Origin of the sequence: Zobellella denitrificans (assembly GCF_002237365.1) — a bacterium.
Lineage (GTDB): Bacteria > Pseudomonadota > Gammaproteobacteria > Enterobacterales > Aeromonadaceae > Oceanimonas > Oceanimonas denitrificans.
Genome location: NZ_NMUO01000052.1, coordinates 1 through 26,831, shown reverse-complemented (window position 1 = coordinate 26,831; position 26,831 = coordinate 1). Strand labels below are relative to the sequence as shown.

Sequence of the window (26,831 nt, the reverse complement as noted above, 5' to 3'; positions counted from 1 at the left end):
TTGCGGCAGCGGCCCCCGTCGCTGCGGCGGGCAGCGGCGAGCCGGTGCCCGCCCCCCTGGCCGGCAATATCTTCAAGGTGGTGGCCAAGAAGGGCGCCCAGGTGGCCGAAGGCGAATTGCTGATGATCATGGAAGCCATGAAGATGGAAACCGAGGTGCGTGCCGCCCGGGCCGGTCAGATCGTGGATGTGCTGGTCAAGGAAGGGGACTCGGTGTCTGTCGGCGATCCCCTGGTCAGCCTGGCTTAAGGAGCGGACATGGAGTCTTTACTGACACTGTGGCAGGAAACCGGCCTGGCCAACTTCCACTGGAAACAGCTGGTGATGATAGCGGTCTGTCTGGGCCTTATCTATCTCGCCATCGCCAGGGGCTTCGAGCCCCTGCTGTTGCTGCCCATCGGCTTCGGCGGCGTGCTGGCCAACATCCCCAACGCGGGCATGGCCGAGCCGGGCGGCCTGCTGTACTACGTGTACGAGGTGGGCATCGGCAGCGGCATCTTCCCCCTGCTGATCTTCATGGGGGTGGGGGCCATGACCGACTTCGGCGCCCTGATCGCCAACCCCAAGACCCTGTTGCTGGGGGCGGCGGCCCAGTTCGGCATCTTCGCCACCCTGTTCGGCGCCATCGCCCTGAACTTCCTGCCCGGGTTCAACTTCACCCTGGCGGATGCCTCGGCCATCGCCATCATCGGGGGGGCGGACGGCCCGACCGCCATCTTCCTGGCGTCCAAACTGGCGCCGGATCTGCTGGGGGCCATCGCGGTGGCGGCCTATTCCTATATGGCGCTGGTGCCCATTATCCAGCCGCCGATCATGAAGCTGCTCACCACCAAGGAAGAGCGGGCGATCAAGATGGATCAGCTGCGCCACGTCAGCAAGCGGGAGAAGGTATTTTTCCCGTTGATGGTGCTGGCCCTGACCATCCTCTTCCTGCCGTCGGCGGCGCCGCTGATCGGGATGTTCTGCCTGGGCAACCTGATGAAGGAATCCGGGGTGGTGGATCGCTTGTCCAAGACCGCCCAGAACGAGCTGATCAACATCGTCACCATCTTCCTCGGGCTGGCGGTAGGCTCCAAGCTGTCGGCGGACAAGTTCCTGACCCTGGACACCCTGGGCATACTGGCGCTGGGCGCCGTGGCCTTTGGCATCGGCACCGCCGGCGGCGTGCTGATGGCCAAGCTGATGTGCAAGCTCTCCGGCGGCAAGGTCAACCCGCTGATCGGGGCGGCCGGGGTGTCGGCGGTGCCCATGGCGGCCCGGGTGGTCAACAAGGTCGGCCTGGAGGCCAACAACCAGAACTTCCTGCTGATGCACGCCATGGGGCCCAACGTGGCCGGCGTGCTGGGCTCGGCGGTGGCGGCCGGCGTGCTGCTGGCCCTGGTTGGCTGAGCCGACCGCTTATCCGGAATAGACAAGGCGCCTGCGGGCGCCTTTTGCATTATGGGCCTGGCGACGGGGCCGGCTGCCGGCGGTAGGGCCGGGGGCGGTATTGTTGCAGCCAGTGCTCGAACGCCCCGGCGGCCATGGGACGGGCGATGCCGAAGCCCTGGCCCCGGGCGCAGCCCAGGGCGAGCAGCATGTCGCCGTGCGCCACCGACTCCACGCCTTCCGCCACCACCTCGCGTTCGAAGGCCCGCGCCAGGCCGATGATGGCCTGCACTATGGCCCTGTCCTCGGGGTTGTCCAGCATGTCGATGACGAAGCTCTTGTCTATCTTCAGCACATCGGCCGGCAACTGCTTCAGGTAGGTGAGGGAGGAATAGCCGGTACCGAAGTCGTCCAGGGCGATGCGCAGCCCCAGCCGATGGCAGCGGTGGATGATGGCGGTGATCTGCTCCAGGTTGCTGATCGCCGCGGTTTCGAGAATTTCCAGCTCCAGCCGGGCCGCCACCGTTCCGCTGTCGCCCTCCAGCAGCCGCTCCAGGTAAGGCACGAAATCGGGATCCTGCAACTGGCAGGGGGAGATATTGACGCTGAGGCGGAAGTCGGCGCCCTGCCGTTGCCAGCGGCGGAGCTGGCCGACGGCTTCCGCCAGTACCCAGTTACCCAGCTGGATGTCGAGCGGGGTATTCTCAATCTGGGGCAGGAATTGCGGCGGGGTAAGCAGCCGGCCGTCCGGCTGCTGCCAGCGCAGCAAGGCTTCGGCCCCGATCACATGGCCGCTGTGCAGCTCGATTTTGGGCTGGTAGTGCAGCAGGAAGCGGCCTTCGGCCAGGGATTGCGCCACCTCTTGCTGCCGCTGCCGGCGCAGCCGGTCCTGGCGCTCGAGTTCGCCGTCGAAGCGACAATAGCGGTTGCGGCCGGCCTGCTTGGCCCGGTACATGGCCTGATCGGCCTGGCGGATCAGGCCGTCGGCATCCTCGCCGTCTTCCGGATACAGCACGACGCCGATGCTGGCGGACAACTGGGCCCGCTGCTCCGCCAGCGGGAAGGGGTCGCAGAGCAGTTGCAGCACCCGTTCGATGGCCGGCTGCCAGCCCCGGCACTCGTCCAGCTCGAGCAGCAGGATGAACTCGTCGCCGCCGAGCCGTGCCAGGCTGTCCCTGCCGGACAGTTGCTGTTTGAGCCGTTCGGCCACCATCACCAGCAGGCGATCGCCGGCGGCGTGGCCGAACCTGTCGTTGATCGGTTTGAAGCCGTCCAGATCCAGGTAGCAGATGGCCAGCCATCGATGGCGCCGGCGCACGTCGGCCATGGCCTGGTCCATGAGCAGGCGCAACCGGGTACGATTGGGCAGGCCGGTCAGGCTGTCGTAGTGGGCCAGGTGCTCCAGTGCCTGCTGCTGCTCCCGCAACTGGGTCACGTCGGAAGAGATGGCGACATAATGGCTGGCGGTGCCGGCGGCCGACAGCACGGCGGAGACGGTGACCTGCTCGGTATAGCGGCTGCCGTCCCTGCGCCTGTTGTCGATTTCGCCTCGCCAGTAGCCGTTCCTCTTCAGCTGCGGCCAGAGAGCCGTATAAAGACTCTCCGCCGCCGGTTGCAGGCTGTCGGGGTGGCGGCCCAGCACTTCCTGCCTGGGATAGCCGGTCAGGCGGGTGAAGGCATCGTTGGTGTCCAGGATGCGAAAATCGGCATCGGTGATCATGATGGCCTCCCGGGCATGGGCGAAGACGCTGGCAGAGAGCCGCAGGCGTTCTTCGTCCTGCTTGCGGGGGGTGATGTCGGCCAGCATGCCGGCCATGCGGGTCGGCCGCTGCCGGTTGTCCCGGTTGAACAGGCTGCCCTTGGCCATGATCCAGCGCCATTGCCGGAGCGGGCGGCGCAGGCGGAACTCGCAGTAGAAGGTGGGCTGGCCGGCGTCCAGGTGCTGCTCCAGGGCGCTCGTCAGCCGGCGCCGGTCATCCGGATGGACCAGCTGGTACAACTGGCCCAGGCTGAGGATCCGGCGCCGCTCCTGCCAGGGCAGGCGCAGCTGCAGGCGATCCTGCAGCAGATCCCACTCCCAGGTACCCTGATCGGCGCCGCTGACCGCCAGCTCCAGGTGCTGTCGGCTGGTGGTCAGCTCGTTGAGCAGCACGGTGATCACCATGGTGATCACCGACAGGGTTGCCATGTAGCTCCACAACATCAGCAGGTTCTGGTGGGGGCTGCCCAGGCTGAAGCCACCCAGGCCATCCAGGGTGCCGATGGCGGCGATGACCGAGACCAGGAGGGCCGCCAGGGAGGCGGGGCCCAGGCCGGCGCGAATGGCGATCCAGCTGAGCAGCAGGAAAGGGAGGAACAGCAGGGGGGAGGCGGTCAGGGGCAGGGCTATCCGGCGCTCGGAAAAGAACAGCAGGAAGGCCAGGGCCAGCAGCAGGGACAGCAGGACGCCGGTTTCCAGCAGGCGCCAGCCTTTCAGGGCCGGCAGGTCGCGGCGCCAGGAGAAGGTGAGCAGGGGCACGGCGACGATCAGGGTGCCGATGGCATCGCCCAGCCACCAGTACAGCCAGCCATTGAGCCAGCGCTCGGCGGGGAGCTTGCCGGCCAGCCAGAGATGGCCGGCCCCGTTCAGGGCGGTCAGCGAGCTGGTCGCCACCACGGCGATCGCCAGGAAGGCCAGCAGATCCTGGCGCCGGTCCAGGCGGCAGTGCATCCCGCAGCGGTGCAGCAGCCGGCTCCCCAGCCAGGGGAAGAAGGTGTTGCCGCAGGCGATGCCAACGGCCATGGGGGCGGACAGATCGGCCAGGAAGTTGACGGCGAAGGCGCCCAGCCAGAGCCCGGGGCACAGCCGTGGCCCCCAGCGCAACAGCGCGGCGAAGGCCAGCCCCGCCGGCGCCCAGATCAGGCTGATGTGGGTGCCGGCAAAGGGGTGGCTGAGGCACAGGAAGCCGAGGCCGGCATAGCCGCCGGCCAGCAGCAGGTTCTGAACGGCCGCCTGGCCGGTGGTGAGCGAAGAGCAGGATGCAGTCACGGAATAGCCACAACATGATGTTTACAGTCTGGCTACACAGTAATTTATTTTCATATAAAGATAAATGGCGATTTATTCGACGCCGACAGCATGGATCGAAAAGGGCCGCTTTTGGCGGCCCTTCGGGGGTGTTATCTGGTCACTCAGTCCTGGTCTTCCAGGCCCACGACCAGCCAGGGGGCGTTGGCCTGGGTGAGATCGCGCTCCAGGTGCCAGATTTCCTTGATGTCCTGCTCCACGCCTTCGTGGCTGTCCCGGTAGCGGCCGCTGAACTTGATGCTGACCTGGGCCTGGTAGGAGGTGTGGTCGGCGCGCACCAGCTCGGCGTCCACGAACATCACCTCGGTGTGCTGGTCGCCATCGAGCCTGGCGCGTTGCTGGCTCAGCTCGGCGAACAGCTCGGGGGAGACGTATTCGCGGATCTTCTCCAGATCGTTCTGGTTCCAGGCCTGTTGCAGGGTGCGGTAGTGCTCGCGGGCACCCTGCAGGAAGGCCTGCATGTCGAAGCCGGGAGGCAGGCTGAAGGGCACCTCGCTGGCGGCAAAACCGGAAGCGGCACCGGCGACGGGGGCCGGCTGTGGCGCCTCGAACCGCTGGGGACCGTTATAGGCCGGCTGGCGCGGCTGGGCCTTGCTGCCGCGCAGGGCACGGAACAGCATGACGGCGCCGAAGGCCAGGCCCGCGATCAGCAGGAAATCCATAAACTGGAAGCCTTCGAAGGCGCCGGAGCCGAGTAGCCAGGCGAACAGGCCGCCGGCCAGCAGGCCGCCGAGCAGGCCGCCCATCAGGCCGGATTTCTTGGGTTGTTGCTGCTGGCTCTGGTTGGTATTGGTGCGGTTGACGTTCTGCTGGGCCGGCTGGCTGGGGGCCGTCTGGTAGGACTTGCCGACGGAACGACTGCCGCCGCCGAGCTTGCGGGCTTCGGCGTCGAAGGCGGTGGCGGTAAGGCCGACCGCGAAGATCAGGGTAAACAGGGTAAGAAGTTTACGCATACAGGGTTTCCTTGGGTTACAGACAAGCAACATCCTAAAGCAGGGACATGTTATGTCAACTGGTGATTATGGCAGCAGACCGGCCTGGTCGGGCGGCACGCCGTGATATCCCCTGCCGCAGGGGGTATCACGGCCATCGGGCGCCTTGCCGCTTGCTTTCATGTCTGGCCCGATCACGGGTTCGCCCGAGACCGGCTTGGGGCGGGCTGGCCGCGGCTCGGTGCCAAGGGGCTTTCGGAGCCCGCCGAAAATCCCGATAATGGCCTTTTGGCAAACCGAGAGTACACCGATGACCGAAAAGACCGCCGCCAAGACCGACAAGGCCGTGGCCCAGCTCAAGATGCCGCCTCATTCCTTCGAAGCGGAGCAATCCGTGCTGGGCGGTCTGCTGCTGGACAACAACGCCTGGGACAGGGTGGCGGAGAAGGTGTCGGAGCCGGACTTCTACAGCCGGCCGCACCGGCTGATCTTCCAGGCCATGCAGCGGCTGAGTCAGGCCGGGCAGCCTATCGATCTGATCACGGTACAGGAAGAGCTGGAGCGGCACGAGGCGCTTGAGGCGGTGGGTGGCTTCTCCTACCTGGTGGAGATCGCCAAGAACACCCCCAGCGCCGCCAACATCGGCGCCTATGCGGACATAGTGCGCGAGCGGGCCGTGGTGCGGGAGATGATCTCGGTGGCCAACGAGATCGCCGAGGCCGGCTTCGATCCCCAGGGGCGTAGCTCCGCCGATCTGCTGGACCTGGCCGAGACCAAGGTGTTCAAGATCGCCGAGAGCCGCACCAGCGCCAACGACGGGCCCCAGCCGCTCAGGGTGCTGCTCGAAAAGACCATAGATCGCATAGAAGATCTGTTCAAGAATCCCCACCAGGGCATTACCGGGGTGTCCACCGGATACACGGATCTAGATAAAAAAACTGCCGGACTACAGTCTTCGGACCTGATTATAGTGGCGGCCCGACCCTCTATGGGTAAAACCACTTTTGCAATGAATCTTTGCGAGCATGCTGCACTAACAAACGACAAACCTGTGCTCATTTTCTCCTTGGAGATGCCTTCGGAGCAGATTATTATGCGGATGCTTGCCTCCCTGGGGCGTATCGATCAGACCCGCATACGCACCGGGCAGCTGGATGATGAAGACTGGGCCAGATTGTCCTCGACCATGGGCATGCTGCTGGAAAAAGGGCAGCTCTATATCGACGACTCTTCCGGCCTGACGCCGACCGAAGTCCGTTCCCGCGCCCGGCGCGTGGCGCGCGAGCACGGCGGCATCAGCATGATCATGGTGGACTACCTGCAATTGATGACGGTACCCAGCCTGTCCGACAACCGGACCCTCGAAATCGCCGAGATCTCTCGCTCGCTCAAGGCCCTGGCCAAGGAGCTGCAGGTGCCGGTGGTGGCCCTGTCCCAGCTCAACCGCAGCCTGGAGCAGCGCGCCGACAAGCGGCCGGTGAACTCGGATCTGCGGGAGTCGGGCTCCATCGAGCAGGACGCCGACCTTATCATGTTTATCTACCGGGACGAGGTCTACCACGACGACAGCCCGGACAAGGGCATCGCGGAAATCATCATCGGCAAGCAGCGTAACGGACCCATAGGCAAGGTGCGGCTGACGTTCCAGGGGCAGTTTTCCCGCTTCGACAACTACGCCGGACCGGATTTCGATGATGATTATTAAGGAGCAAAGATGGATGCAAGAGGGGCTGTGGCCCGCATCAATCTGGAGGCGGTCAGGCACAATCTGCGGGTAGCCAAACAGCTGGCCCCGGGTGCCAGGGCCATCGCCGTGGTCAAGGCCAATGCCTACGGCCATGGCGACCTGACGGTGGCCGCCGCCCTCAAGGACGAGGCCGAGCTGTTCGCGGTGGCCCGCTTCGAGGAAGCGCAAAAGCTGCGGGCCGGCGGTATCCGCCAGCCGATACTGCTGCTGGAAGGTTTTTTCAACGTCGCCCAGCTGGAATACGCGGCCCGGCACGACTTTCACATCTGCATTCACCAGTTTGCCCAGCTCGAGGCCCTGGAGCGCACGCCCCTGGCCAGGCCGGTCACCGTCTGGGTGAAGATCGACTCGGGCATGCACCGGGTGGGCTTCACCCCCGAGCAGGCCGACGAGGTATTCGCCCGCCTGGCGCAGGTGGCCGCCGTGCTGCAGCCGGTCAACGCCATGACCCACTTCGCCCGGGCCGACGAGCCGGAGCAGCGTGCCGTGACCGAGGCCCAGATCGCCCGCTTCCAGCAGGTGACCAAGGGCCGGGTGAAGGCCACCGCCCTGTGCAACTCCGCCGGCGTCATCGCCTTTCCCGAGGCCCATGCCGACTATGTCCGCCCGGGCATCATGCTGTACGGCATTACCCCCTTCGGCGACCGGCAGGGCAGCGACTTCGGCCTGCGTCCGGCGATGGACTTCACCACCACCCTGATCGCGGTGCGCGAGCACAAGGCCGGCGAGCCGGTGGGCTATGCCGGCTCCTGGGTCAGCCCGCGGGATACCCGCATCGGGGTCATCGCGGTGGGCTACGGCGACGGCTACCCGCGCATGGCGCCTCCCGGCACCCCGGTGCTGGTGAACGGCCGGCGGGTGCCCCTGGCGGGCCGGGTGTCCATGGACATGGCCACCATCGATCTGGGGCCGGACGCCACCGACAAGGTAGGCGACGAGGTGCTGCTGTGGGGCCAGGGCCTGGCGGCGGAAGAGGTGGCCCGCCATGTGGGCACCATCGCCTACGAACTGGTCACCCGTATGACCGCCCGGCCCAGGCTGGAATATATCGGTTGATAATGGACGGCCAGGCCATGCCTGTGGCACAGACGACGTTGTCCTCAAGCTGAGACAAGGCCGGTCCCGCAAGGGACCGGCCTTGTCGTTTATCGTGCGCTCAGCACCGCCATCCGTCCCCGGCGGCGGAACCAGGCCAGCAGCGCCAGGGCGGGGATGTTCATCAGGATGCCGTAGAGCAGGGCCAGCATCGCCAGGGCGTCCGAGCCGAGCTGGGTGTAGGCCACCAGTATGGCGGTGGCGCCGTTCTGGATGCCCACCTCGAAGGCCAGGCTGCGGCAGCTCGCCTCCGGACACTGGGCCAGGCGGGCGACCAGGTAGCCGCAGGCCAGGGCCAGGCTGCACAGCAGCAGCATGGCCAGTGCCGCGGTGCTGAACAGGGAGGGTAGTTGCTTGAGGTTGCGCGCTACCAGCGCCAGCAGCACCAGCATAAATAAAAAGCTCACCCCCTGCTTCAGCCTCGGCTGGTGGCACTCGACCCAGCGCCGGTATCGTCCCCGAATGGCCATGCCGACCAGCACCGGCACTATGCAGATCAGCGCCAACTGGGCCATGGTGCTGCCCAGGGGCAGGGCCAGCTCACTGCCGCCCTGGCCCAGCCAGTGCAACTGGGTGGCCACCGCCAGCGGCATCCAGAAAGGCGCCAGCAGGCCGACGAAGGCGGTCAGACTGACCGACAGGGCGGTGTCGCCCTCGGCCAGGAAGCTGAACATGTTGGAGGTGGCCCCGCCGGGGGCGGCGGCCACCAGGATGACGGCGGCGGCGATCAGTGGCGGCAGCGCCAGGGCCCAGATCAGCAGCCAGGCCAGCAGCGGCAGCAATAGCCATTGCATCCCCAGGCCCAGCAGCAGCGGAGTCGGCATTCGCAACAGGCGGGTGAAGTGGCGGGGTTCCAGGGTCATGCCCATTACCAGCGTCATCAGCGCCAGCATCAGGGGCAGAAACAGGGTGGTCAGCAGCTCGGCCATGGTGGAGTACCGGAAATAAAGAATGGGGGAATACTACCATAGTAGTATTCCCCCATTCTGATCCCGATCAGCTTCCCGGGCCGCGGCGGTGGATAAATTCCTCCTTGGCCGGGTTCCACTTCAGGTAATACCAGGGAGCTTCGGCGCGCCAGCTGGGAAAGGTGATTTCAACCTGGTTGTCTTCGTACTTGTATAGCGAGGTACTCAGCTTCACCTCGCTCAGCAGCAGCAAAACCAGCACCAGCAGCAACAACCCTTTGAGCAAGGCAGCCATGTTCCATCCCCTCGGCGGATCCGGATGCCTAAACTATATCAGCTGGCGGCGGTTTCCGCCCGGCATGAACGGCAGCGGCCGTGGGCCTCGATGGACTGGCTGGTGATGGCGAAGCCGTGCAGCTCGGCCTGCTGGCGGAAGGCCTGGTTGATGGCCTCGTCGTGCAGCTCGATGACCAGGCCGCACCGATCGCAGATCAGCAGCTGCATGGGATGGTGTTCGGCGAAGTGATCGCAGAACAGGAAGGCGTTGAGGGATTCCACCTTGTGCACGAAGCCCTGGGACAACAGAAAGTCCAGGGCCCGGTAGACGGTGGGGGGCTTGGCGCTGGGCTCCAGCTCCTTGAGCCGATCCAGCAGTTCATAGGCGCTGACCGCGCCCTTGTGTTCGGCCATCAGGGTAAACACATGGCGGCGGGTGGGGGTAAAGCGCACCCCGCGCTGCGCGCATAAACGTTCGGCTTGCTCCAACTGGCGTTGCACGGTCATAGAAAACGGATATCCTGAAGTTCTTTGCGGGCATCTTAGCACAGGCGCGGCCGCCTTGGCTGCGACCGGACGCAAAGTCAGCGAGGAGCCATATGACCGGGGATCTGTTCAAACGCCTCTACGCCGCCCTGTCGCCGGAGCCCAATCCGGCGCTGAGCCCGGCCTTCCGGGCCCGCCAGACGCAGTTGCCCACCCTCTGGCTGCTGGGCAAGACGGGGGCGGGCAAGTCTTCCCTGATCCGGGCCCTGACCGGCGACAGCGCGGTCGAGATCGGCAACGGCTTTCGTCCCTGTACCCGTACCGCCGCTGGCTACGATTTCCCCGCCGCCCGGCCGGTGCTGCGTTTTCTCGACACCCGTGGCCTGGGCGAGGCGGGTTACGATCCGGCGGAGGACATCCGTGCCTGCCAGGGCCGCAGCCATGCGCTGCTGGCGCTGGTGCGGGCCGACGACCCCGAGCAAGGCGCCCTGCTCAAGGCCCTGGCGGACATCCGTCGCCAGGGTGGCATCGGCCAGTTGCTGGCGGTGCACACCGGCCTCGGGCTGGTGGGTGATCCCCGCCAGCGCGGGCAGGCGGTGGCCCGGCATCAGCAGTTGCTGGAGCAGGCCTGGGGACAGCCCCTGTCCCGGGTCGAGCTGGATCTGCCGGCCCAGGGCGAGGCGTTCGGCCTCGAGGCCTTGCTGGCGCAACTGGCCGATGTGCTGCCGATAGCGCGGCAGCTGCTCGAGCACCGCCAGCACCGGGATCGGGAGCAGCACAACTTCGCCCTGTTGCGCCGGGAACTGCTCTGGTACGCGGGCGCCGCCGGCGCCTGCGACGCCCTGCCGGCGGTGGGCCTGGTGGCGGTGCCCGGCATCCAGGGCAAGCTGCTGCACAGCCTGGCGGCCCACTACGGCCTGGAGTGGGACCGGCGGCGCTTCGCCGAGTTCGCCGCCGCCCTGGGCGGCGGCTTCGCGCTCCACTACCTGTCCCGCCTGGGCGTACGCCAGCTGATCAAGTTCATTCCCGTTTATGGCCAGACCCTGGGGGCCACCACCGCCGCCGCCATGAGTTTTGCCACCACCTATGCCCTGGGGCGGGCCGCCTGCAAGTACCTGTATCACCTGAGCCGGGGCGAGGAGGTGGTGGCCGGCGACATCAGGGCCAGCTTCGATCAGGCGATGCAGGACATCAGGAGCACGGCCGAACATGAAACCCATCGTCACTAGTTTCCGGCTGCTGCGCAGGCAGTTGCCCGGCCTGCCCTGGTGGCTGCTGCTGGGCGGCGCCCTGCCGGTAGTAGTGCTCAGCCTGCTGGGCGCGCTCTACCTGTTCGAACGCGGCGCCTGGGGCTGGTTCTTGCTGTTGCTGCTGCTGGCCTGCCTGCCTCTGCTGCTGCTACGCCGGAAACCGCTGCCGGCCCTGGCGGACTGGCAGCCCGAGCCGGATGGCCAGTGGTCGGCCTTCGAGCGGGAAATCTGGCAGCGGGCCCTGGCTTTGGGGCGGGAGCGGCTGGCCCGGGAGCCGGAATGGGCGAGGCTGCGGGAACACGGCCTGGCCCTGTTCCGCCAGGTGGCGGCCGATTATCACCCCGCGGACAGGGAGGCCGAGCTGGCCTTCACCCTGCCCGAGCTGCTGCTGCTGACCGAGGAGGTGAGCCGGCGCTATCGCCGCTTCCTGCTGGAGCATGTGCCCTATGTGGAGCAGCTGCGGCTGGACCGGCTGCATGGCCTCTACCGGCAGCGGGACCGGTTGCGCGCCGCCAGGCGCTGGTACGACGCCTACCGCTGGTTGCGGCTGCTGACCCCCGAGGGCTGGGTGGCGGCAGGCCGGGATCGGATACTGGGCGAGCTGTTCGAGGGCATGAGCGAGCAGCTGCAATTGCAGCTCAAGCAGGCCCTGCTGGCGGAGGTGGCGGCGGTGGCCATCGATCTCTACGGCGGCCGCTTCCGGCTTGCCGAGCGGGAGCTGCCGCCGGATCCCCGCCTGGCGGAAGACGAGCGGGATCTGGCCGACGGCCCGGCCCCGCTGCGGGTGCTGCTGGTGGGCCAGCCCAACGCGGGCAAGTCATCCCTGATCAACGCTCTGCTCGGGCGCACGGTGGCGGAGGTGAGCGCCCTGCCCAGCACCGCGCGCAAGCGGGTCTACCGTTATCAACTGGAGGGGATCCCGCTACTGCACCTGGTCGACACCCCCGGCATCGCCACCCCGGAGGCGAGCGAGGACTGGCTGGTACGGCAGATGGCGGACAGCGATCTGGTGCTCTGGCTGCTGAAGGCCAACCAGCCGGCCCGGCAGGCGGATCTGGCCCTGAAGCAGGCGTTCGACGCCCATCTCGCCCGGCCCGAGCAGCGTGGCCGCCGGGCGCCGGCCCTGCTGGCCCTGGTCAACCAGGTGGATTTGCTGCCCCCGGTCGCGGCCCCGCCCGGGGGTCCGGCCAAGGCCGCGACCATCCGGGAGGCGCTGGACTACAATCGCGAATTGCTGGGCGCGGACGCGGCCCTGGCTTTGAGCCTGGCGCCGGGACAACCGCCGCAAGGGCTGGAGGCCCTGCTGGAGCGGCTGAGCGCCGCCCACGACGACGCCATCCAGACCCAGCTTGGCCGCCGCCGGCAGGGGGCTTCAAATCCAGCCCTCAACGAGCAGCTGGCCCGCTTGCGCCGCCTGGGCCGGCAGATGTGGGGCCTGTACCGGGACGGCTGAGGCCTCCCCATGGGCGCGGTTTTGCGCTATACTCCGCCGCTTAATTTTTGTACTGACGACCGGTGCCCATGACGCAAGACTCCCCGACCCGAACCTCCTCCTTTGCCAGCGGCCGCTTCTCCGTCGCCCCCATGCTCGACTGGACCGACCGCCACTGCCGCTATTTCCACCGGCTGATGAGCCGCCATGCCCAGCTCTATACCGAGATGGTCACCACCGGCGCCATACTGCACGGCAAGGGCGACTACCTGGCGTTCAGTTCCGAGGAGCATCCCCTGGTGCTGCAGCTGGGCGGCAGCGATCCGGCGGCCCTGGCCCGGTGCGCGGTGTTGGCCGAGCAGCGCGGCTACGACGAACTCAACCTCAACGTGGGCTGCCCCTCGGATCGGGTGCAAAACGGCATGTTCGGCGCCTGCCTGATGGCCGAGCCGGCCCTGGTGGCCGAGTGCGTGGCGGCGATGAAGGCCGAGGTGGCCATACCGGTCACGGTGAAGACCCGCATCGGCATCGACGAGCAGGACAGCTACGGTTTTCTTTGCACCCTGGTGGAGCGGCTGATCGAGGCGGGCACCGACAGCCTGATAGTGCACGCACGCAAGGCCTGGCTGAAGGGGCTGAGCCCGCGGGAAAACCGGGAGATCCCCCCCCTCGACTACGAGCGAGTCTACCGGCTCAAGCGGGACTACCCCGGCTTGACCATCGCCATCAACGGCGGCATCAAGAGCCTGGACGAGGCCAGGGTGCACCTCGAACACCTGGACGGCGTCATGCTCGGCCGCGAGGTGTACCAGAACCCCTACCTGCTGGCAGAGGTGGACGCGGCCCTGTTCAACGACGGCCGCGAGGTCCCCAGCCGCCACCAGGTGATCCGCAACCTGCTGCCCTACATCGAGCGGGAGCTGGGCCGGGGCACCTATCTCGGCAACATCACCCGCCATACCCTGGGCATTTTCCAGGGGCTGCCCGGGGCCCGGGCCTGGCGCCGCCACCTGAGCGAGAACGCCCACAGGCCCGGCGCCGGCACCGAGGTGGTGGAGGCGGCCCTGGCCAAGGTACCGGAGGCCGTGGTCGACTATAGTTAAGGCATCCTCAGCCAACAAAGGAGCCAAGCCCATGGGAAACCACGCCTTGACCATCGAATTTCCGGAGTACGTGGACAAGATAGACGAGTTGAAACAGCAGGATGCGGAGTTCGCCCGGATGGCAAACGAGTATCACAAGCTGGACCACCAGATAGCGGGGCTGGAGTCCCGGAACATGCCGGTGGCGGACGAACACTTCGAAGAGCTGAAGATGCAGCGACTGCGGCTGAAGGATCAAATCTACAAGCGGCTGCTCAACGGCCAGGGGTAAGCGAGCGCGGAAAGGTGTCGGTGTGGGCTCCTTTCCGCTTTTTAATGGTCCCTGCCTGTCAATTCCATTTTCTGGTCTCGACGGCAGCGACGAACTGGCAGAGCATTTAGCATAAGCTAATATAAGGGGCGCAAGCCCCTTTTCTCATCCAGCCCCATGGAGAGCCGCCATGAACGTGATCAAGACCCGGGTCGCCATCATCGGCGCCGGTACCGCCGGCCTCGCCGCCTGGCGTGCCGCCCGCGCCCACCGGCAGGAGGTGGTACTGATCGAGGGAGGCGCTTACGGCACCACCTGCGCCCGGGTCGGCTGCATGCCCTCCAAGCTGCTGATTGCCGCCGCCGACTGCGCCCACCAGCTGGAGCGGGCCCCGACCTTCGGCATCCACCCGGGGCAGGTGCAGATCCGCGGCCGGGAGGTGATGGCCAGGGTCAGGGACGAACGGGATCGCTTCGTGGGGCTGGTGAATGCTTCGGTCGAGTCCATTCCCGTTGAACTCCGGCTGCGGGGGCGCGCCCGCTTCGTGGACGCACACAGCCTGATGGTGGACGATCACACCCGTATCGAGGCCGATGCCCTGGTGATCGCCACCGGCTCCCGGCCGTCCTTTCCCGCCGACTGGCGGCGGCTTGGCGACCGTCTGGTGGTCAGCGACGAAGTGTTCGAGTGGCAACAACTGCCCGGCTCGGTGGCGGTGTTCGGTCCGGGCGTCATCGGTCTGGAGCTGGGCCAGGCCCTGCACCGGTTGGGGGTGAAAAGCTGGATGTTCGGCATGGGCGGCCAGGTCGGCCCCCTGACCGATCCCGAGGTCATGGGCTACGCCGCCGGGTGCTTGCGGAAAGCGTTTTTTCTGGACGCGGATGCCCGGATCGGCCGCATGGAGCGGCAGGGGCAGGGGGTGGAGATCGACTTTCTCGATGCCGAGGGAGTGAACCAGCGGATCCGGGTGGATTATGTGCTCGCCGCCACCGGTCGCCGGCCCAATGTGGACGGCCTGGGGCTGGAGCGGCTCGGCATGGCGCTGGACGACAGGGGCGTGCCGCTGGCCGATCCCTATACCCTGCAGACCAGCCTGCCCCACATCTTCGTGGCCGGCGACGCCAGCAACCAGCTGCCGCTGCTGCACGAGGCCAACGACCAGGGGCGCATCGCCGGTGACAATGCGGGCCGCTTTCCCGAGGTGCGGGCCGGCCTGCGCCACAGCCGGCTGTCGGTGGTGTTTACCGATCCCCAACTGGCCATGGTGGGCGCCGATTACCGCGAGCTGGAACGGCGCTACGGCGGCTGCGACTGCTTCGCCATCGGCCGGGCCGCCTTCGAGGATCAGGGCCGCAGCCGGGTCATGCTGCGTCACCAGGGGCTGTTGCGCGTCTATGGCGAGCAGGGCAGCGGCCTCTTTCTCGGCGCCGAGATGATGGCCCCGGAAGCCGAGCACCTGGCACACCTGCTGGCCTGGGCGCACCAGAGCCGGATGACGGTGGCCCAGATGCTCGCCATGCCCTTCTATCACCCGGTGGTGGAGGAAGGGCTGAGAACCGCCCTGCGCGATCTCCATGCCAGGCTGCATCTGGGGCCTGCCCTCGGCGATCGCTGCATGGAGTGCGGGGTAGGGGACTGAGGCCGGACCTTCCTATTTGCCGCCGGATGGGTGACTATTGCTCCCCAAAAGTGACGAATAACGGTGAAAGCGTGAATTTAAGGGATCTCGAATACCTGGTGGCCCTGGCCGAGGAGCGTCATTTCCGCAAGGCGGCGGAAAAATGCTTCGTCAGCCAGCCCACCCTGAGCGGCCAGCTGCGCAAGCTGGAGGACGAACTGGGGGTGCTGCTGATGGAGCGCACTTCCCGCAAGGTGCTGTTCACCCCGGCGGGGGAGGCCATTACCGCCCAGGCCCGGCGGGTGCTGGCGGCCACCAAGGAGCTCAGGGATATCGCCCGCACCTTCACCGAACCCATGTCGGGGGAGCTGCATATCGGGCTGATCCCGACGGTGGGCCCCTATCTGCTGCCCCATATTATTCCCGCCCTCAAGCGGCACTTTCCCGAACTGCATATCTACCTGTACGAGGCCCAGACCCAGACGCTGCTGAAACAGCTGGCGGACGGAGAACTGGACTGCCTGATCCTGGCCCAACTCGACAACATGGACAGCTTCGGTGCCCTGCCGCTGTACGAGGAGCCGATGATGCTGGCCCTGCCGGCGGAGCATCCCTGGGCCGGGCGGGCGCGGATCAGCCTGGGGGAGCTGAAAGGTGAAAAACTGCTGATGCTGGAAGACGGCCACTGCCTGCGGGATCAGGCCCTGGGCTTCTGCTTCGCGGCCGGCATCGGCGAGGATACCCACTTCCAGGCCACCAGCCTGGAAACCCTGCGCAACATGGTGGCGGCGGGCTCGGGGCTGACCCTGATCCCCCGGCTCGCCATCGGCTCCCATAACGGCGGCCTGGGCGTCAGCTACCTGCCGGTGACGGATCCCGAGCCCAGCCGTACCATCGCCCTGCTGTACCGCATCCATTCGGTGCGCCGGCCCTGCTTCAACGAGATGGCCAAGGTCATCGGCAAGCTGGTCAAGGAGCTGCTGTAGGCGGGCATCAAAAAAGGGGCCGGAGTCATACTCCGGCCCCTTTGCTTTCTGGCCCGCGCTGCTCAGAACAGCTCGTCGGTAATGCTGGTGCCGCCGAATTGCTGGCTGTTGCCGGCCCGGCCGTAGCGCCTGGGCTCGGTGCCTTGCACGAAGTATTCCGCCAGGCCCTGGCCATCGGCCCGCAGGCCGCTGCCGCTGTCGATGGTCACGGTCACCAGGTTTTCCGGTACCCGCCGCTGTTGTTCCGGATGTTCCTGGAGCGCGACCTTCATATAGTCGATCCAGATGGGCAGGGCGGCGCTGCCGCCGAACTCGCCACCGGTCACCTGATCCGCGCCCAGGTTGGGGTTGTGGGCGGTTCGGCCCAGGGGACGGCCGAAGTCGTCGAAGCCGACCCAGGCGGTGGCCACCCGGGCGGGGGCATATCCGGAAAACCAGGCATCGCGGGAATCGTTGGTGGTGCCGGTCTTGCCGGCGATATCCTTGCGCTCCAGTGCCCGGCCGGCGCGCCAGCCGGTGCCGTTCCACCGCCGCCCGGCACTGTTGCCGCCCCAGATGGCGGAGCTCAGGGCCTCGGTGATCAGGAAGGCGTTCTCTTCGCTGATCACCCGCTGGCTGCCGGGCTGGGCCTGGTACAGCACCTGGCCCTGGGCGTCCTCGATACGCTGCACCACGAAGGGGGTGACCTTGAGACCACCGTTGGCGAAGGTGGCGTAACCGGTGACCATCTCCAGCGGGGTGGCCGAGGGGGAGCCCAGCGCCAGGCTCTCGGTGGCCGGGATGCTGGCGGTATTGAAGCCGAAGTCGTTCAGCCGCTGCATGGTAGTCGGAATGCCGGTCTCGCGCAGCAGGCGGATGGAGACCACGTTCTTGGATCTGGCCAGGGCTTCACGCACCCGGATGGGGCCGTCGTAGACGTTGGGGGAGTTGCGCGGCCGCCAGGAGCTGCCGCTGCCGGCGTCCCAGTGGTTGATGGGGGCGTCGTTGACCATGCTGGCCAGGGTGAAGCCATTGTCCAGCGCGGCGGAGTAGATAAAGGGCTTGATGTTGGAGCCCATCTGCCGTGCCGCCTGCTCGGAGCGGTTGAACTTGTTGAGGGTGAAGTTGAAGCCGCCGACCAGGGCGGTGACGGCGCCGCTGGCGGGCTCCAGCGCCACCAGGGCGCCGTTGATCTCCGGCAACTGGGCCAGCATCCAGCCCTCGCCCTGGGGGCGTACCCAAACTTGTTCGCCGGCCTTGAGGATGTCGCCGGCGCGGCGCGGGGCATTGCCCTGGCGGCTGTCGGAGATGTAAGGGCGCGCCCACTTGAGGCCATCCCAGTCGAGCCGGATTTCGCCCTTGCCCTTGACGATGACGGTGGCCTCGCGCTCGGCCACGGCGGTGACCACTGCGGGCTGCAGCGGCCAGTAGGAGGGCTGCTCCTCGAGGTGCTGGCGGATTTGCTCTCCTTCCCAGGCATTGCCCTGCCACAGGGTGTCGGCCGGTCCGCGGTAACCGTGGCGCAGATCATAGGCCAGCAGGCCGTTGACCAGCGCCTCGTTGGCGGCCCGTTGCTCGTCCGACTGCACAGTGGTGTAGACGTTCAGCCCCCGGGTGTAGGTTTCCTCGCCGAACATGGCCAGCGCGAACTGGTGCGCCATCTCCGCCAGATAGGGGGCATTGAGGGTGATTTCGGCACCGTGGTAGCGGGCCGCCACCGGCGCGGCCATGGCGTCTTCATACTGGGAGCGGCTGATCTTGCCGGTGTCCAGCATCCGTCCCAGCACCACGGCCCGGCGTTCGCCGGCGCGGCGGGGATTGCTGATCGGGTTGAGCACCGAGGGCGCCTGGGGCAGGCCGGCGATCATCGCCATTTCCGCCAGGGTCAGCTCATGCACGCTCTTGCCGTAGTAAACCTGGGCCGCGGCGGCGACCCCGTGGGAACGGTGGCCCAGGGGGATCTTGTTGAGGTAGAGCTCGAGGATCTCGTCCTTAGTCAGCAGGGTTTCGATATGCAGGGCGAGGAAGATCTCCTTTACCTTGCGGATCACGGTTTTTTCCCGGCTCAGGAAGAAGTTCCTGGCCACCTGCTGGGTGATGGTGCTGGCGCCCTGGCGTTTTTCACCGGTGCTCAGCCAGACCACCGCCGCCCGGCTGATGCCGATGGGATCGATGCCCGGATGCTCGTAGAAACGGGCGTCCTCGGTGGCGAGGAAGGCGTCGATCAGCAATGGCGGCATCTCGGCCACGGCGATGGGAGTGCGCCTTTGCTCCCCGTACTGGGAAATCAGCTCGCCGTCCTGGCTGAAGACACGCATGGGGGTTTCCAGGCGCACGTCCTTGAGGGTGGAAACATCCGGCAGTTCCGTTCTGATCTGCTGATACAGCACGAAGAGGGCGACCAGGGCGCTGATCGTCAGGAAAAGGCCGAATAAAAACAGGCGAGAGAGCCACTTGAGCATTGAATGAGGACCCGATAAATCATTTTTTAACCAACAGCGCTCAAGTATATCCTGTGTCGCCACCCTTGTTCGAGCGCTTTGTTTTTGTACCGCAATCATTTCATCGACTTGGCGCAGTCCGTCTATCCTTACAGGGACCTATAACAACAAGCGCACGGATGCCTATGTTGAGCCTGAGCAGAAGCAGGGACTTCCAGTGGATGGTGGGAATCGATTTCGGGGTGTGCAGCATCAAGGCCGTGGTGCTCAGGGGCAAGCCGGGCCATTACCAGCTGGAGGCCCTGGCCAGGGTGCCCACGCCCCGGGGCAGCATCGTCGATCACCAGTTGCAGGACGTGGCCCAGGTGGTGATGGCGCTGCGCCAGCTGCGGCGCCAGCTCAACTGCCGCTGTGACAACGCCGCCACCGCCGTCACCGGCAGCAGCGTCATCACCAAGGTGATACTGGTGCCGCGCAACCTGTCTGCGGAAGAGCTGGAAAACCAGGTACTGATAGAAGCCGAGCAGCACATTCCCTTTCCGCTGGACGAGATCAGCCTGGACTACGAAAGCCTGGGGGTGAGTGCCAACCATCCCGAGCGGGAAAACATCCTGCTCAGCGCCGCCCGCACCGAAACCATCAGCACCCGGCTGAGCGCCCTGCAGCAGGCGGGCTGGCATACCCGGGTGGTGGATATCGGCGTGCATGCCCTGGCCCGGGCGGTCAATGCCTGCCTGGCCGCTGACAATACCCATGCCAGAATGCTGGCGCTGGTGGATATCGGGGCCGAGTGCCTGACCTTTGCGGTCATTGAAGAGGGCGAGGTGATCCACAGTCGGTTGCAGAACTTCGGCGGCGCCCACTTCACCCGGGAACTCTGCAAGCTCACCGAGATGCCGGAAGAGAGCGTCGAACAGGCCAAGATAGCCAGCACCCTGCCCGAGGCGCTGCGTCACGACACCGAGCAGCAGCACATCACCACGGTGTTGCAGCATATTCGCCGCAACATCCAGCTGTTCTGCAGCAGTTCGGGCCACAAGCCGCCCTCCGCTCTCTTCCTCAGCGGTGGCGGCAGTTGCTTGCCGGAGCTGGCCAAGGTGCTGGAGCAGGAGCTGAGCATGCCGGTGTTGCGGCCGGACTTCGACCGCCTGTTCGAGGGGCGCGCTGCCTCCTGCCCCGATGCGGCCAGCTACATGACGGCCCTGGGGCTGGCACTGAGGAGTTTCACCTCATGTCCAATATAAACCTGCTGCCCTGGCGGGACGCGGTCCGGGCCGGGCAGAAAAAACAGTTTCTGATCTGGCTGACCCTGGCTTGCGTGGTGACGGTGGCGGTGATGCTGGCGGTCAACAGCTGGGTGCACCAACAGATCGCACGGCAACAGGAGCGCAACCAGTTGCTGCAGACCGAAACGGCCAGGCTGGACCTGGTGCTGGGCGAGATCCGTCATATCAAGACCCAGCGGACCCAGTTGCTGGAACGGATGCTGCTGATCGAGAGCTTTCAGCAAAGGCGCAACCTTTCTGTGCGGCTGTTCAACCAGTTGCCCGAGCTGGTGCCGCCCGGTGTTTACCTGAGTTCGGTCAATGTGGCCGGCAGCAGCATCGACGTGGTGGGCAAGACCGAAGCCTATACCCGGGTGGCCAGCATGATCCGCCAGATAGAAGACAGCGGCTGGCTGACGGAGCCCAGGGTCAGCTCCATTTTTGCCAGCGACACCCGGCCCATCGCCCTGAGCCAGTTCTCCATGCTGTTCAGGATCGCTGACGCCACGGCGGGGGTGACGCGATGAACTGGCAGCAGGTCAATGAACTGGACTTCGACAACATCGGCCAGTGGCCCAGGGCGGCCAAGGTTATCGCCATCCTTCTGGTGTGCGCCCTGCTGGCCGGGGCCGTCGGCTATTTCTTTATCAAGGACAGCCTGGCCCGGCTGGATCGGACCCGGGCCCAGGAGCAGCAGCTCAGGGCCGCCTTCGAGGAAAAGGCCCGCCAGGCGGCGGGGCTGCCGGCCTACCAGGAACAACTGGCGGCGTTGCAAAAACAGCTGGAGACCCAGTTGCGCAAGTTGCCCAACAGCCTGGAGATTGCCGGCCTGCTCGACGACATCAGCTTTATCGCCACCGATAACGGCCTTCACCTGGAGCGCATCAACTGGGAGCCGGAGAAGCGCGGCGAGTTTTCCACCGAGTTGCCGATGCGCATCGTGGTCAGCGGCGACTACCACCAGCTCGGCCACTTCGTGGCCGATGTGGCGGCGCTGCCCCGCATCGTCATCATCGACAGCTTCACCCTGTCCCGCAGCGGCGGCGGGCTGAACATGAGCATGCTGGCCAAGACCTACAAGTACAACAAGGCGGAGGCGCCATGAGGAGGTTTTGTCTGCTGGGGGTGCTGCTGCTGACGGCCTGCATCGACGACAGCGATCTGAACCGCTATGTGGCTGAGGTGAAGGCCCGGCCGGCCGTGCCGCCGGATCCCCTGCCCGAGATGAACGACTATGTGCCCGAAGCCTACCGCCCCGGATCCCAGCGCAGTCCTTTTGTCGAGCCGCAACCGGAACGGCCGGCGTCGCCCCAGGCCGCGGCAACGGCCTGCGCCCAGCCGCAACTGCCAGCTTCCAGGGGCGAACTGGAGCAGTATTCGCTCGACAACCTCTCGTTCAGGGGCACCCTCGGCGATGGCCAGGGACTATGGGCGCTGATCCGCACCCAGGACGGCATCACCCACAGGGTTGGCATGGGACAGCGCCTGGGCCTGAACCACGGCGAGGTGGTCGGCATCACCGGCAATGAACTGACCCTGAAGGAGTATATTTCCGACGGCAAGGGCTGTTGGGACAGCCGGGAAACCCGGCTGACATTATCCAGAACACAATAATAAGAGCGGCAGGAGTGCGTTATGGTGAGACAGGGAATGACGAAGCGGCTGGGCTGGCTGGTCCTGGGCCTGCTGCTGTGCGGACGGGGCTGGGCCGCCGTCAGCCTGGAGCAGATCAGAGTCAATCCCCTGACGGGGGACCAACTGGTGCTGGAGCTGGAATTCGATGCGCCGCCGTCCGGGGTCACCGAGCTGATGCGCCACCAGCCGGACCGGCTGGTGCTGCAGATCCCCGATGCCCGCTCCGCCCTGCGGGAGAACCCGATCCCCATAGAACGGCAGGGGATCAATGTGGTGGACGTGCGCCGGGTGGGGCCCAACCTGGAGGTGGCGCTGGGCTTCGACCGGGTGCAGCCCCACCGGCTGCAGGCCGAGGGCAATCGCCTGCAACTGCTGCTGGGCGCCGGGGTCGGCGGCACCGGCAGCGACGGCGCCTCGTTGCCGCCGGGTGCCATCAACGCCATCACCGGCATCGATTTCCGCCGGGGACGGGAAGGCCAGGGCCAGGTACTGGTGAGTCTCGAGCGCTCCAGCGCCGCCGTGGACATGCAGGTCAGCGGCAACCAAGTGATCGCCAAGTTTCACAACACCCATGTGGCCGACGAACTGCTGCGGGTGCTGGACGTCAATGATTTCGCCACCCCGGCCGGCCGGATCAGGACCAGCCGCGACGGCGGCAGTGCCCTGGTGACGGTGGAAAACAACGGGGCCTTCGACTACCGCTACGATCAGTCCGAGCGGCTGTTCGTGCTGGAGGTGGCCAGGCCGGCGCCGGCGAGTTCCGGGGAGGAACGCCGTCGCTATACCGGCAAGCCCATTTCCATGAACTTCCAGGATATTCCGGTGCGCACCGTGCTGCAGCTGATCGCCGACTTCAACAACTTCAACCTGGTTACCACCGACTCGGTGCAGGGCAACATCACCCTGCGCCTGGACGGCGTGCCCTGGGAGCAGGCGCTGGACACCATATTGCAGGTGCGAGGTCTCGACAAGCGGCTGGACGGCAATATCCTGCTGGTGGCGCCGGCGGCGGAGCTGGCGGGCCAGGAGCGGCAGCAGCTGGAAAACCGCCAGGCCCAGGAGGTGCTGGCTCCCCTGGTCACCGAGCCCCTGCAGGTAAACTACGCCAGGGCCGCCGATATCCGGGCGCTGCTGGTCGGCGAGGGACCTGGCGGGAAAAAAGCTACTTTAAGCAGTCAGGATGAGTCAGTTTCTGTTGGCGGCGAGGCTGATGGGAACAGAGCCAGTCTTAGTAGTTATGGAGGGGCCAGTGAGCTGACTGTAACGACAAGGGCGGCAGGTTATATGTTGTCGGAGCGGGGTAGCGTATCCGTGGATGAACGAACCAATACCCTGATAGTGAACGATACCAGGGATAAAATTGACGAAATTCGTGGCTTGCTGAAGATCCTTGATATCCCTGTTAAACAGGTGGTTATTGAAGCGCGAATGGTGACCATAGACGATGGTTTCGAGGAGGCTTTCGGGGTGCGTTGGGGCTACAGCAACGATACCAGCGGGGGCCACAACCGGCAAAGTGTGAGCGGCACCCTGGAGGGGTTTCGCGCCGGCGCCAACGACAACTCCCTCAACGTCAACCTGCCGGTGGCCGGGGCGGCGGGCAGTATCGCCTTTCAGATAGCCAAGCTCGACGGCGGCCGTATCCTGGATCTGGAGTTGTCGGCCCTGGAGCGGGAAAACCGGGCCGAGATCATCGCCAGCCCCAGGGTGACCACCTCCAACCAGAAGCCGGCCCTGATCAGGCAGGGCACCCAGATCCCCTTTTCCTCTTCCAGTGAACGCGGCACCCAGGTACAGTTCAAGAACGCCGTGCTCAGTCTTATGGTCATGCCGCAGATCACCCCCGACAACAGGGTGGTGCTGGACCTGATAGTCACCCAGGACACCATCGGCGAGCGTATTCCCCAGGCGACGGGCGGGGAGGCGGTGGCCATCAACACCCAGTCGATCACCACCCAGGTGCTGGTCAACGACGGGGAAACCCTGGTGCTGGGGGGCATCTTCCAGCAGAACATCAGCCGCAACGTGACCAAGGTGCCGGTGCTGGGCGATATTCCGGTGGTGGGCAACCTGTTCAAGACCACCCGGGACAACAACAGCAAGCGCGAGTTGATTATCTTCGTCACCCCCCGTATCGTGCACGACAGTATCTGAGTGTCGGGCCGGGTCCGCTGGCTCGGCTCTGTTTGACCCCGAAAGCGGCGTTGCCCTTGCCAGCGTCCGGCGCAGTTGCGATAATCCGGCGTCCAATTTCAGAACGTTAAGGTTAGGTTCATCGTCGACCCTGCGGTGTTCGTGGGGCGCATTTGTTTGTGAGAATTTCGTGTAACATGGCTGAGAAACGCAATATCTTCCTAGTAGGGCCCATGGGTGCGGGCAAGAGCACCATCGGTAAATACCTGGCGCAACAACTGCATATGGACTTCTACGACTCCGATCAGGAGATTGAGCGTCGAACCGGTGCCGATATCAGCTGGGTGTTTGATGTAGAGGGTGAAGAAGGCTTCCGCCAGCGCGAAGAAAAGGTGATCAACGACCTGAGCGAATTGCAGGGCATCGTCCTGGCCACCGGAGGCGGCTCGGTCAAGAGCAAGGAAAGCCGCAACCGGCTGTCGGCCCGGGGCATAGTGGTCTACCTGGAAACGCCGGTGGAGAAACAGCTGGCCCGGGTGCAGAAAGACAAGCGCCGTCCGCTGCTGCAGACCGAGGAACCGCCCCAGGACGTACTGGAGCGCCTCGCCGCCGAGCGCAACGAACTCTACCTGGAAATTGCCGACTATGTGGTGCGCACCGACGAGCAGAGTGCTAAATTGGTTGCCAATCAAATAGTTGAACTGATCGGCCTGTAACGGGCAGGAGATCCATGGAAAGGTTAACCGTCAATCTGGGGGAGCGCAGCTACCCCATCATCATCGCCGAGGGCTGCCTGGCCGAGACCTCGCTGCTGCGCGACGCGGTCAAGGGCAAGAAGGTGCTGGTGCTCACCAACGAGGTGGTCGCCCCGCTCTATCTGGATCTTCTGGTCAAGGCGCTGGCGCCGCTCGAGGTCGACAGCCTGGTGTTGCCCGACGGCGAGCAATACAAGACCCTGGACACCTTCAATCAGGTGATGGGCAAGCTGCTCGCGGGCAACCATGGTCGGGACACCACCCTGATCGCCCTGGGGGGCGGGGTGGTCGGCGATCTCACCGGTTTCGCCGCCGCCTGCTACCAGCGCGGCGTGCCCTTTATCCAGGTGCCCACCACCCTGCTGGCCCAGGTCGATTCCTCGGTGGGCGGCAAGACCGCGGTCAACCACCCGCTCGGCAAGAACATGATCGGTGCCTTCTACCAGCCGGAGCTGGTGCTTATCGACACCCTCTGCCTGCAGACCCTGCCCGAGCGCGAGTTCGCCGCCGGCCTGGCGGAAGTGATCAAGTACGGCATCATCTGGGATGCGGCCTTCTTCGCCTGGCTGGAGCAGAACCTGCAGCGCCTGCAGCGGCTGGAGGCCGACGCCCTGGCCTACGCCATCCGCCGCTGCTGCGAGATCAAGGCGGAGATGGTGGCCAGCGACGAGCGGGAGCACGGGGTACGGGCCCTGCTCAATCTGGGCCATACCTTCGGCCACGCCATCGAAGCGGAGATGGGGTACGGCAACTGGCTGCACGGAGAAGCGGTGGCGGCCGGCACCATGCAGGCCTGCCACACCGCCCGGCTGCGCGGCGACATGAGCGATGACGAGGTGGCGCGGGTCGAGGCCCTGCTGATCAAGGCCCACCTGCCGGTACAGGGGCCCGCCGAGATGGACATCGGACATTACCTGCCGCACATGCTGCGCGACAAGAAAGTGCTGGCCGGCAAGCTCAGGCTGGTGCTGCCGCTCGGTATCGGTCGTGCCCGGGTGGTGGACGACGTCACCGAGCAACAGCTGGCCTTGGTGGTGGTGCCGGAACGGCAAGCGTGACCGAGGCCGTCGACCTTTCCTTCTCCTCTCAGCAGCAGCTGCTGGCGCGGCTGCTGCACCTTTCCCGCCTCGATACCGATTTTATCCTGCTTTCCGGGCCCGAAGGCGCCGGCAAGTCCCACCTGGCGGCCAGGCTGGTCGATGGCAGCGAGCTGTTGCTGCCGGTACTGCTCGATGCCAATGCCCTCGATGCCAATGCCCGTTTTCGAGATGCCCTGCTGACGGCCTGGTTTCCCGGCGGTATCTTCGATGCGGAGGATCCCCTGCCGGCCTCGATGGCCCGGTTGCTGTCGGCCAGTCCCGGCAAGCGTCTGCTGGTGGTGGACAACGCCGAATGGCTGCCGGAGGATATGTTGCTGGAGCTGGCCCGGCTGCACCGGGAGTTGCCCGCGGGAGCGCGTCCCTTTATGGTATTGCTGGGCGACGAGCAATGGGCGGGGGAGACCCGCCGGCTGCTCGATGAGGAGGCCGGCGGCCAGGTGCTGGAAGTGGAGGTGCCGCCCCTCACCGAGGAAGACAAGCAGGCGTTATGGCTGGCGCTGGGATATAAAGAGACACGCGAGGCACCGAGCGATATCCTTTATCCCGGTGACGCCACGGGCATGATGGAGCCGCAGATGAAAATACCCGGTTATCAGCAGCTGTTGGAACAGAAGACAATCAAGATATTGCTGACCTCCCTGATCCTGGTGGTGCTGCTGATCATTATCGTCAGCCTGCTGGGAGGAGGGCGGGACAGCGCCGCTCCCGAGCCGGCGCAGTTGCCGCAGGAGGAAACCCTGCCCGAGGCGCCGGCCGCGCCGCTGACGTTGTCTCCCGTCGAGGAACAGGCCGACACCGGGCCGACCCCGGCGGGCGAGGCGCCGGTGCGTGACTGGCCGGCCGAACCCTTGCCCGCCACGCCCGACATCAGCACCAAGGTTGCCGAAACCCCGGACGACAGCGACAAGGAGCGGGTGGTGATCGAGGACGAGGTCGTTACCCGGCTGATGCAGCGGGGGCAGGGCCAGCCTCAGCCTGGCGCCGCTGCATCAGCCGGGTAACGACC

At 65.8% G+C, this 26,831-nt stretch carries 24 protein-coding genes; 18 read left to right on the top strand and 6 right to left on the bottom strand.

Going from position 1 to position 26,831, the window contains the following annotated elements; translation table 11 throughout:
• Positions 1 to 248, top strand: a 248-nt coding sequence (locus CGX12_RS12030; protein ID WP_094040124.1) for a biotin/lipoyl-containing protein, incomplete at its 5' end; no start/stop codon positions are given.
• A gap of 9 nt (positions 249 to 257) precedes the next feature.
• Complete coding sequence (locus tag CGX12_RS12025) at positions 258 to 1,388, top strand: sodium ion-translocating decarboxylase subunit beta (RefSeq protein ID WP_094040123.1); 1,131 nt, start codon at positions 258 to 260, stop codon at positions 1,386 to 1,388.
• A gap of 49 nt (positions 1,389 to 1,437) precedes the next feature.
• Here CGX12_RS12025 and CGX12_RS12020 read toward each other — a convergent pair whose 3' ends face one another.
• Positions 1,438 to 4,395, bottom strand: coding sequence for a bifunctional diguanylate cyclase/phosphodiesterase (locus CGX12_RS12020; protein ID WP_094040122.1), 2,958 nt, complete (start codon positions 4,393 to 4,395; stop codon positions 1,438 to 1,440).
• 143 nt (positions 4,396 to 4,538) lie between these two features.
• Positions 4,539 to 5,387, bottom strand: a complete 849-nt coding sequence (locus tag CGX12_RS12015; RefSeq protein ID WP_094040121.1) for a Tim44 domain-containing protein — start codon at positions 5,385 to 5,387, stop codon at positions 4,539 to 4,541.
• A 289-nt stretch (positions 5,388 to 5,676) separates the two neighbouring features.
• On the opposite strand from CGX12_RS12015, the gene dnaB reads away from it, so the two are divergent.
• Together dnaB and alr are read left to right on the top strand one after the other, a co-directional pair.
• Positions 5,677 to 7,071, top strand: a complete 1,395-nt coding sequence (dnaB, locus tag CGX12_RS12010; protein WP_094040120.1) for a replicative DNA helicase — start codon at positions 5,677 to 5,679, stop codon at positions 7,069 to 7,071.
• A gap of 9 nt (positions 7,072 to 7,080) precedes the next feature.
• Positions 7,081 to 8,169, top strand: coding sequence for an alanine racemase (gene alr, locus CGX12_RS12005; RefSeq protein ID WP_094040119.1), 1,089 nt, complete (start codon positions 7,081 to 7,083; stop codon positions 8,167 to 8,169).
• Between the two features lie 89 nt (positions 8,170 to 8,258).
• Here the strand turns inward: alr and CGX12_RS12000 are convergent, their stop codons facing one another.
• The 3 genes from CGX12_RS12000 to zur form a co-directional block, all read right to left on the bottom strand.
• Positions 8,259 to 9,137 carry a bile acid:sodium symporter family protein gene (locus tag CGX12_RS12000; RefSeq protein ID WP_094040118.1) on the bottom strand — a complete coding sequence of 293 codons (879 nt, stop codon included), beginning with the start codon at positions 9,135 to 9,137 and terminating at the stop codon, positions 8,259 to 8,261.
• A gap of 67 nt (positions 9,138 to 9,204) precedes the next feature.
• Positions 9,205 to 9,411, bottom strand: coding sequence for a hypothetical protein (locus CGX12_RS11995; protein ID WP_142995621.1), 207 nt, complete (start codon positions 9,409 to 9,411; stop codon positions 9,205 to 9,207).
• Positions 9,412 to 9,449: 38 nt separating this feature from the next.
• The gene (zur, locus tag CGX12_RS11990; RefSeq protein WP_094040116.1) at positions 9,450 to 9,899 is read right to left on the bottom strand and encodes a zinc uptake transcriptional repressor Zur; all 450 of its coding nucleotides are present in this window, start codon (positions 9,897 to 9,899) and stop codon (positions 9,450 to 9,452) included.
• Positions 9,900 to 9,991: 92 nt separating this feature from the next.
• Here zur and CGX12_RS11985 point away from each other — a divergent pair, with 92 nt between their 5' ends.
• The 6 genes from CGX12_RS11985 to oxyR all read left to right on the top strand — a co-directional run bounded on the left by CGX12_RS11985 (position 9,992) and on the right by oxyR (position 16,517).
• Positions 9,992 to 11,107 (top strand): YcjF family protein, encoded by a 1,116-nt coding sequence (locus CGX12_RS11985; protein WP_094040115.1) that lies wholly within the window; start codon positions 9,992 to 9,994, stop codon positions 11,105 to 11,107.
• The gene (locus CGX12_RS20335; protein ID WP_094040114.1) at positions 11,088 to 12,581 is read left to right on the top strand and encodes a GTPase family protein; all 1,494 of its coding nucleotides are present in this window, start codon (positions 11,088 to 11,090) and stop codon (positions 12,579 to 12,581) included. Before CGX12_RS11985 ends, CGX12_RS20335 begins: the two co-directional genes overlap by 20 nt.
• Before the next feature lie 68 nt (positions 12,582 to 12,649).
• On the top strand, positions 12,650 to 13,663 hold the full coding sequence (gene dusA, locus CGX12_RS11975; RefSeq protein ID WP_094040113.1) for a tRNA dihydrouridine(20/20a) synthase DusA: 1,014 nt from the start codon (positions 12,650 to 12,652) through the stop codon (positions 13,661 to 13,663).
• A 31-nt stretch (positions 13,664 to 13,694) separates the two neighbouring features.
• Positions 13,695 to 13,934 (top strand): HP1242/YdcH family protein, encoded by a 240-nt coding sequence (locus CGX12_RS11970; protein ID WP_094040112.1) that lies wholly within the window; start codon positions 13,695 to 13,697, stop codon positions 13,932 to 13,934.
• 169 nt (positions 13,935 to 14,103) lie between these two features.
• Positions 14,104 to 15,552: a dihydrolipoyl dehydrogenase gene (locus CGX12_RS11965; protein ID WP_094040111.1), complete on the top strand. Its 1,449-nt coding sequence runs from the start codon at positions 14,104 to 14,106 to the stop codon at positions 15,550 to 15,552.
• 71 nt (positions 15,553 to 15,623) lie between these two features.
• Positions 15,624 to 16,517 (top strand): DNA-binding transcriptional regulator OxyR, encoded by an 894-nt coding sequence (oxyR, locus tag CGX12_RS11960; RefSeq protein WP_094040110.1) that lies wholly within the window; start codon positions 15,624 to 15,626, stop codon positions 16,515 to 16,517.
• A 62-nt stretch (positions 16,518 to 16,579) separates the two neighbouring features.
• On the opposite strand, the gene CGX12_RS11955 is transcribed toward oxyR, so the two are convergent.
• Positions 16,580 to 18,958 carry a penicillin-binding protein 1A gene (locus tag CGX12_RS11955; protein WP_094040109.1) on the bottom strand — a complete coding sequence of 793 codons (2,379 nt, stop codon included), beginning with the start codon at positions 18,956 to 18,958 and terminating at the stop codon, positions 16,580 to 16,582.
• 200 nt (positions 18,959 to 19,158) lie between these two features.
• Here CGX12_RS11955 and pilM point away from each other — a divergent pair, with 200 nt between their 5' ends.
• From pilM to CGX12_RS11915, 8 genes are all read left to right on the top strand, one after another.
• Positions 19,159 to 20,181, top strand: coding sequence for a type IV pilus assembly protein PilM (gene pilM, locus CGX12_RS11950; RefSeq protein ID WP_094040125.1), 1,023 nt, complete (start codon positions 19,159 to 19,161; stop codon positions 20,179 to 20,181).
• Entirely contained in the window at positions 20,169 to 20,729 is a 561-nt protein-coding gene (locus CGX12_RS11945) for a PilN domain-containing protein (protein ID WP_094040108.1), read from the top strand. Before pilM ends, CGX12_RS11945 begins: the two co-directional genes overlap by 13 nt.
• Positions 20,726 to 21,307 (top strand): type IV pilus inner membrane component PilO, encoded by a 582-nt coding sequence (locus CGX12_RS11940; protein WP_094040107.1) that lies wholly within the window; start codon positions 20,726 to 20,728, stop codon positions 21,305 to 21,307. Before CGX12_RS11945 ends, CGX12_RS11940 begins: the two co-directional genes overlap by 4 nt.
• Positions 21,304 to 21,816 (top strand): pilus assembly protein PilP, encoded by a 513-nt coding sequence (locus tag CGX12_RS11935; protein ID WP_094040106.1) that lies wholly within the window; start codon positions 21,304 to 21,306, stop codon positions 21,814 to 21,816. The genes CGX12_RS11940 and CGX12_RS11935 overlap by 4 nt, the downstream gene beginning before the upstream one ends.
• A 36-nt stretch (positions 21,817 to 21,852) precedes the next feature.
• Positions 21,853 to 23,991: a type IV pilus secretin PilQ gene (locus CGX12_RS11930; RefSeq protein ID WP_094040105.1), complete on the top strand. Its 2,139-nt coding sequence runs from the start codon at positions 21,853 to 21,855 to the stop codon at positions 23,989 to 23,991.
• Between the two features lie 176 nt (positions 23,992 to 24,167).
• A complete protein-coding gene (gene aroK, locus CGX12_RS11925; protein WP_094040104.1) occupies positions 24,168 to 24,686 on the top strand; it encodes a shikimate kinase AroK in 519 nt (172 codons plus the stop codon).
• Between the two features lie 14 nt (positions 24,687 to 24,700).
• Entirely contained in the window at positions 24,701 to 25,783 is a 1,083-nt protein-coding gene (aroB, locus tag CGX12_RS11920) for a 3-dehydroquinate synthase (RefSeq protein ID WP_094040103.1), read from the top strand.
• Positions 25,780 to 26,826 (top strand): ATP-binding protein, encoded by a 1,047-nt coding sequence (locus CGX12_RS11915; protein WP_094040102.1) that lies wholly within the window; start codon positions 25,780 to 25,782, stop codon positions 26,824 to 26,826. The genes aroB and CGX12_RS11915 overlap by 4 nt, the downstream gene beginning before the upstream one ends.
• The last annotated feature ends 5 nt before the right edge of the window (positions 26,827 to 26,831 follow it).

Excerpts from the sequence above, each read along its gene's own strand:
- CGX12_RS12000 (WP_094040118.1), bottom strand. The coding sequence starts at position 9,137 with ATGGCCGAGCTGCTGACCACCCTGTTTCTGCCCCTGATGCTGGCGCTG.
- CGX12_RS11995 (WP_142995621.1), bottom strand. The coding sequence starts at position 9,411 with ATGGCTGCCTTGCTCAAAGGGTTGTTGCTGCTGGTGCTGGTTTTGCTG.
- CGX12_RS11945 (WP_094040108.1), top strand. The coding sequence starts at position 20,169 with ATGTCCAATATAAACCTGCTGCCCTGGCGGGACGCGGTCCGGGCCGGG.
- dnaB (WP_094040120.1), top strand. The coding sequence starts at position 5,677 with ATGACCGAAAAGACCGCCGCCAAGACCGACAAGGCCGTGGCCCAGCTC.
- CGX12_RS11940 (WP_094040107.1), top strand. The coding sequence starts at position 20,726 with ATGAACTGGCAGCAGGTCAATGAACTGGACTTCGACAACATCGGCCAG.
- zur (WP_094040116.1), bottom strand. The coding sequence starts at position 9,899 with ATGACCGTGCAACGCCAGTTGGAGCAAGCCGAACGTTTATGCGCGCAG.
- CGX12_RS12015 (WP_094040121.1), bottom strand. The coding sequence starts at position 5,387 with ATGCGTAAACTTCTTACCCTGTTTACCCTGATCTTCGCGGTCGGCCTT.
- CGX12_RS11965 (WP_094040111.1), top strand. The coding sequence starts at position 14,104 with ATGAACGTGATCAAGACCCGGGTCGCCATCATCGGCGCCGGTACCGCC.
- aroK (WP_094040104.1), top strand. The coding sequence starts at position 24,168 with ATGGCTGAGAAACGCAATATCTTCCTAGTAGGGCCCATGGGTGCGGGC.
- alr (WP_094040119.1), top strand. The coding sequence starts at position 7,081 with ATGGATGCAAGAGGGGCTGTGGCCCGCATCAATCTGGAGGCGGTCAGG.
- CGX12_RS11955 (WP_094040109.1), bottom strand. The coding sequence starts at position 18,958 with ATGCTCAAGTGGCTCTCTCGCCTGTTTTTATTCGGCCTTTTCCTGACG.
- CGX12_RS11930 (WP_094040105.1), top strand. The coding sequence starts at position 21,853 with ATGACGAAGCGGCTGGGCTGGCTGGTCCTGGGCCTGCTGCTGTGCGGA.
- CGX12_RS11970 (WP_094040112.1), top strand. The coding sequence starts at position 13,695 with ATGGGAAACCACGCCTTGACCATCGAATTTCCGGAGTACGTGGACAAG.
- dusA (WP_094040113.1), top strand. The coding sequence starts at position 12,650 with ATGACGCAAGACTCCCCGACCCGAACCTCCTCCTTTGCCAGCGGCCGC.
- aroB (WP_094040103.1), top strand. The coding sequence starts at position 24,701 with ATGGAAAGGTTAACCGTCAATCTGGGGGAGCGCAGCTACCCCATCATC.
- CGX12_RS11985 (WP_094040115.1), top strand. The coding sequence starts at position 9,992 with ATGACCGGGGATCTGTTCAAACGCCTCTACGCCGCCCTGTCGCCGGAG.
- CGX12_RS20335 (WP_094040114.1), top strand. The coding sequence starts at position 11,088 with ATGAAACCCATCGTCACTAGTTTCCGGCTGCTGCGCAGGCAGTTGCCC.
- pilM (WP_094040125.1), top strand. The coding sequence starts at position 19,159 with ATGGTGGGAATCGATTTCGGGGTGTGCAGCATCAAGGCCGTGGTGCTC.
- CGX12_RS12025 (WP_094040123.1), top strand. The coding sequence starts at position 258 with ATGGAGTCTTTACTGACACTGTGGCAGGAAACCGGCCTGGCCAACTTC.
- CGX12_RS11935 (WP_094040106.1), top strand. The coding sequence starts at position 21,304 with ATGAGGAGGTTTTGTCTGCTGGGGGTGCTGCTGCTGACGGCCTGCATC.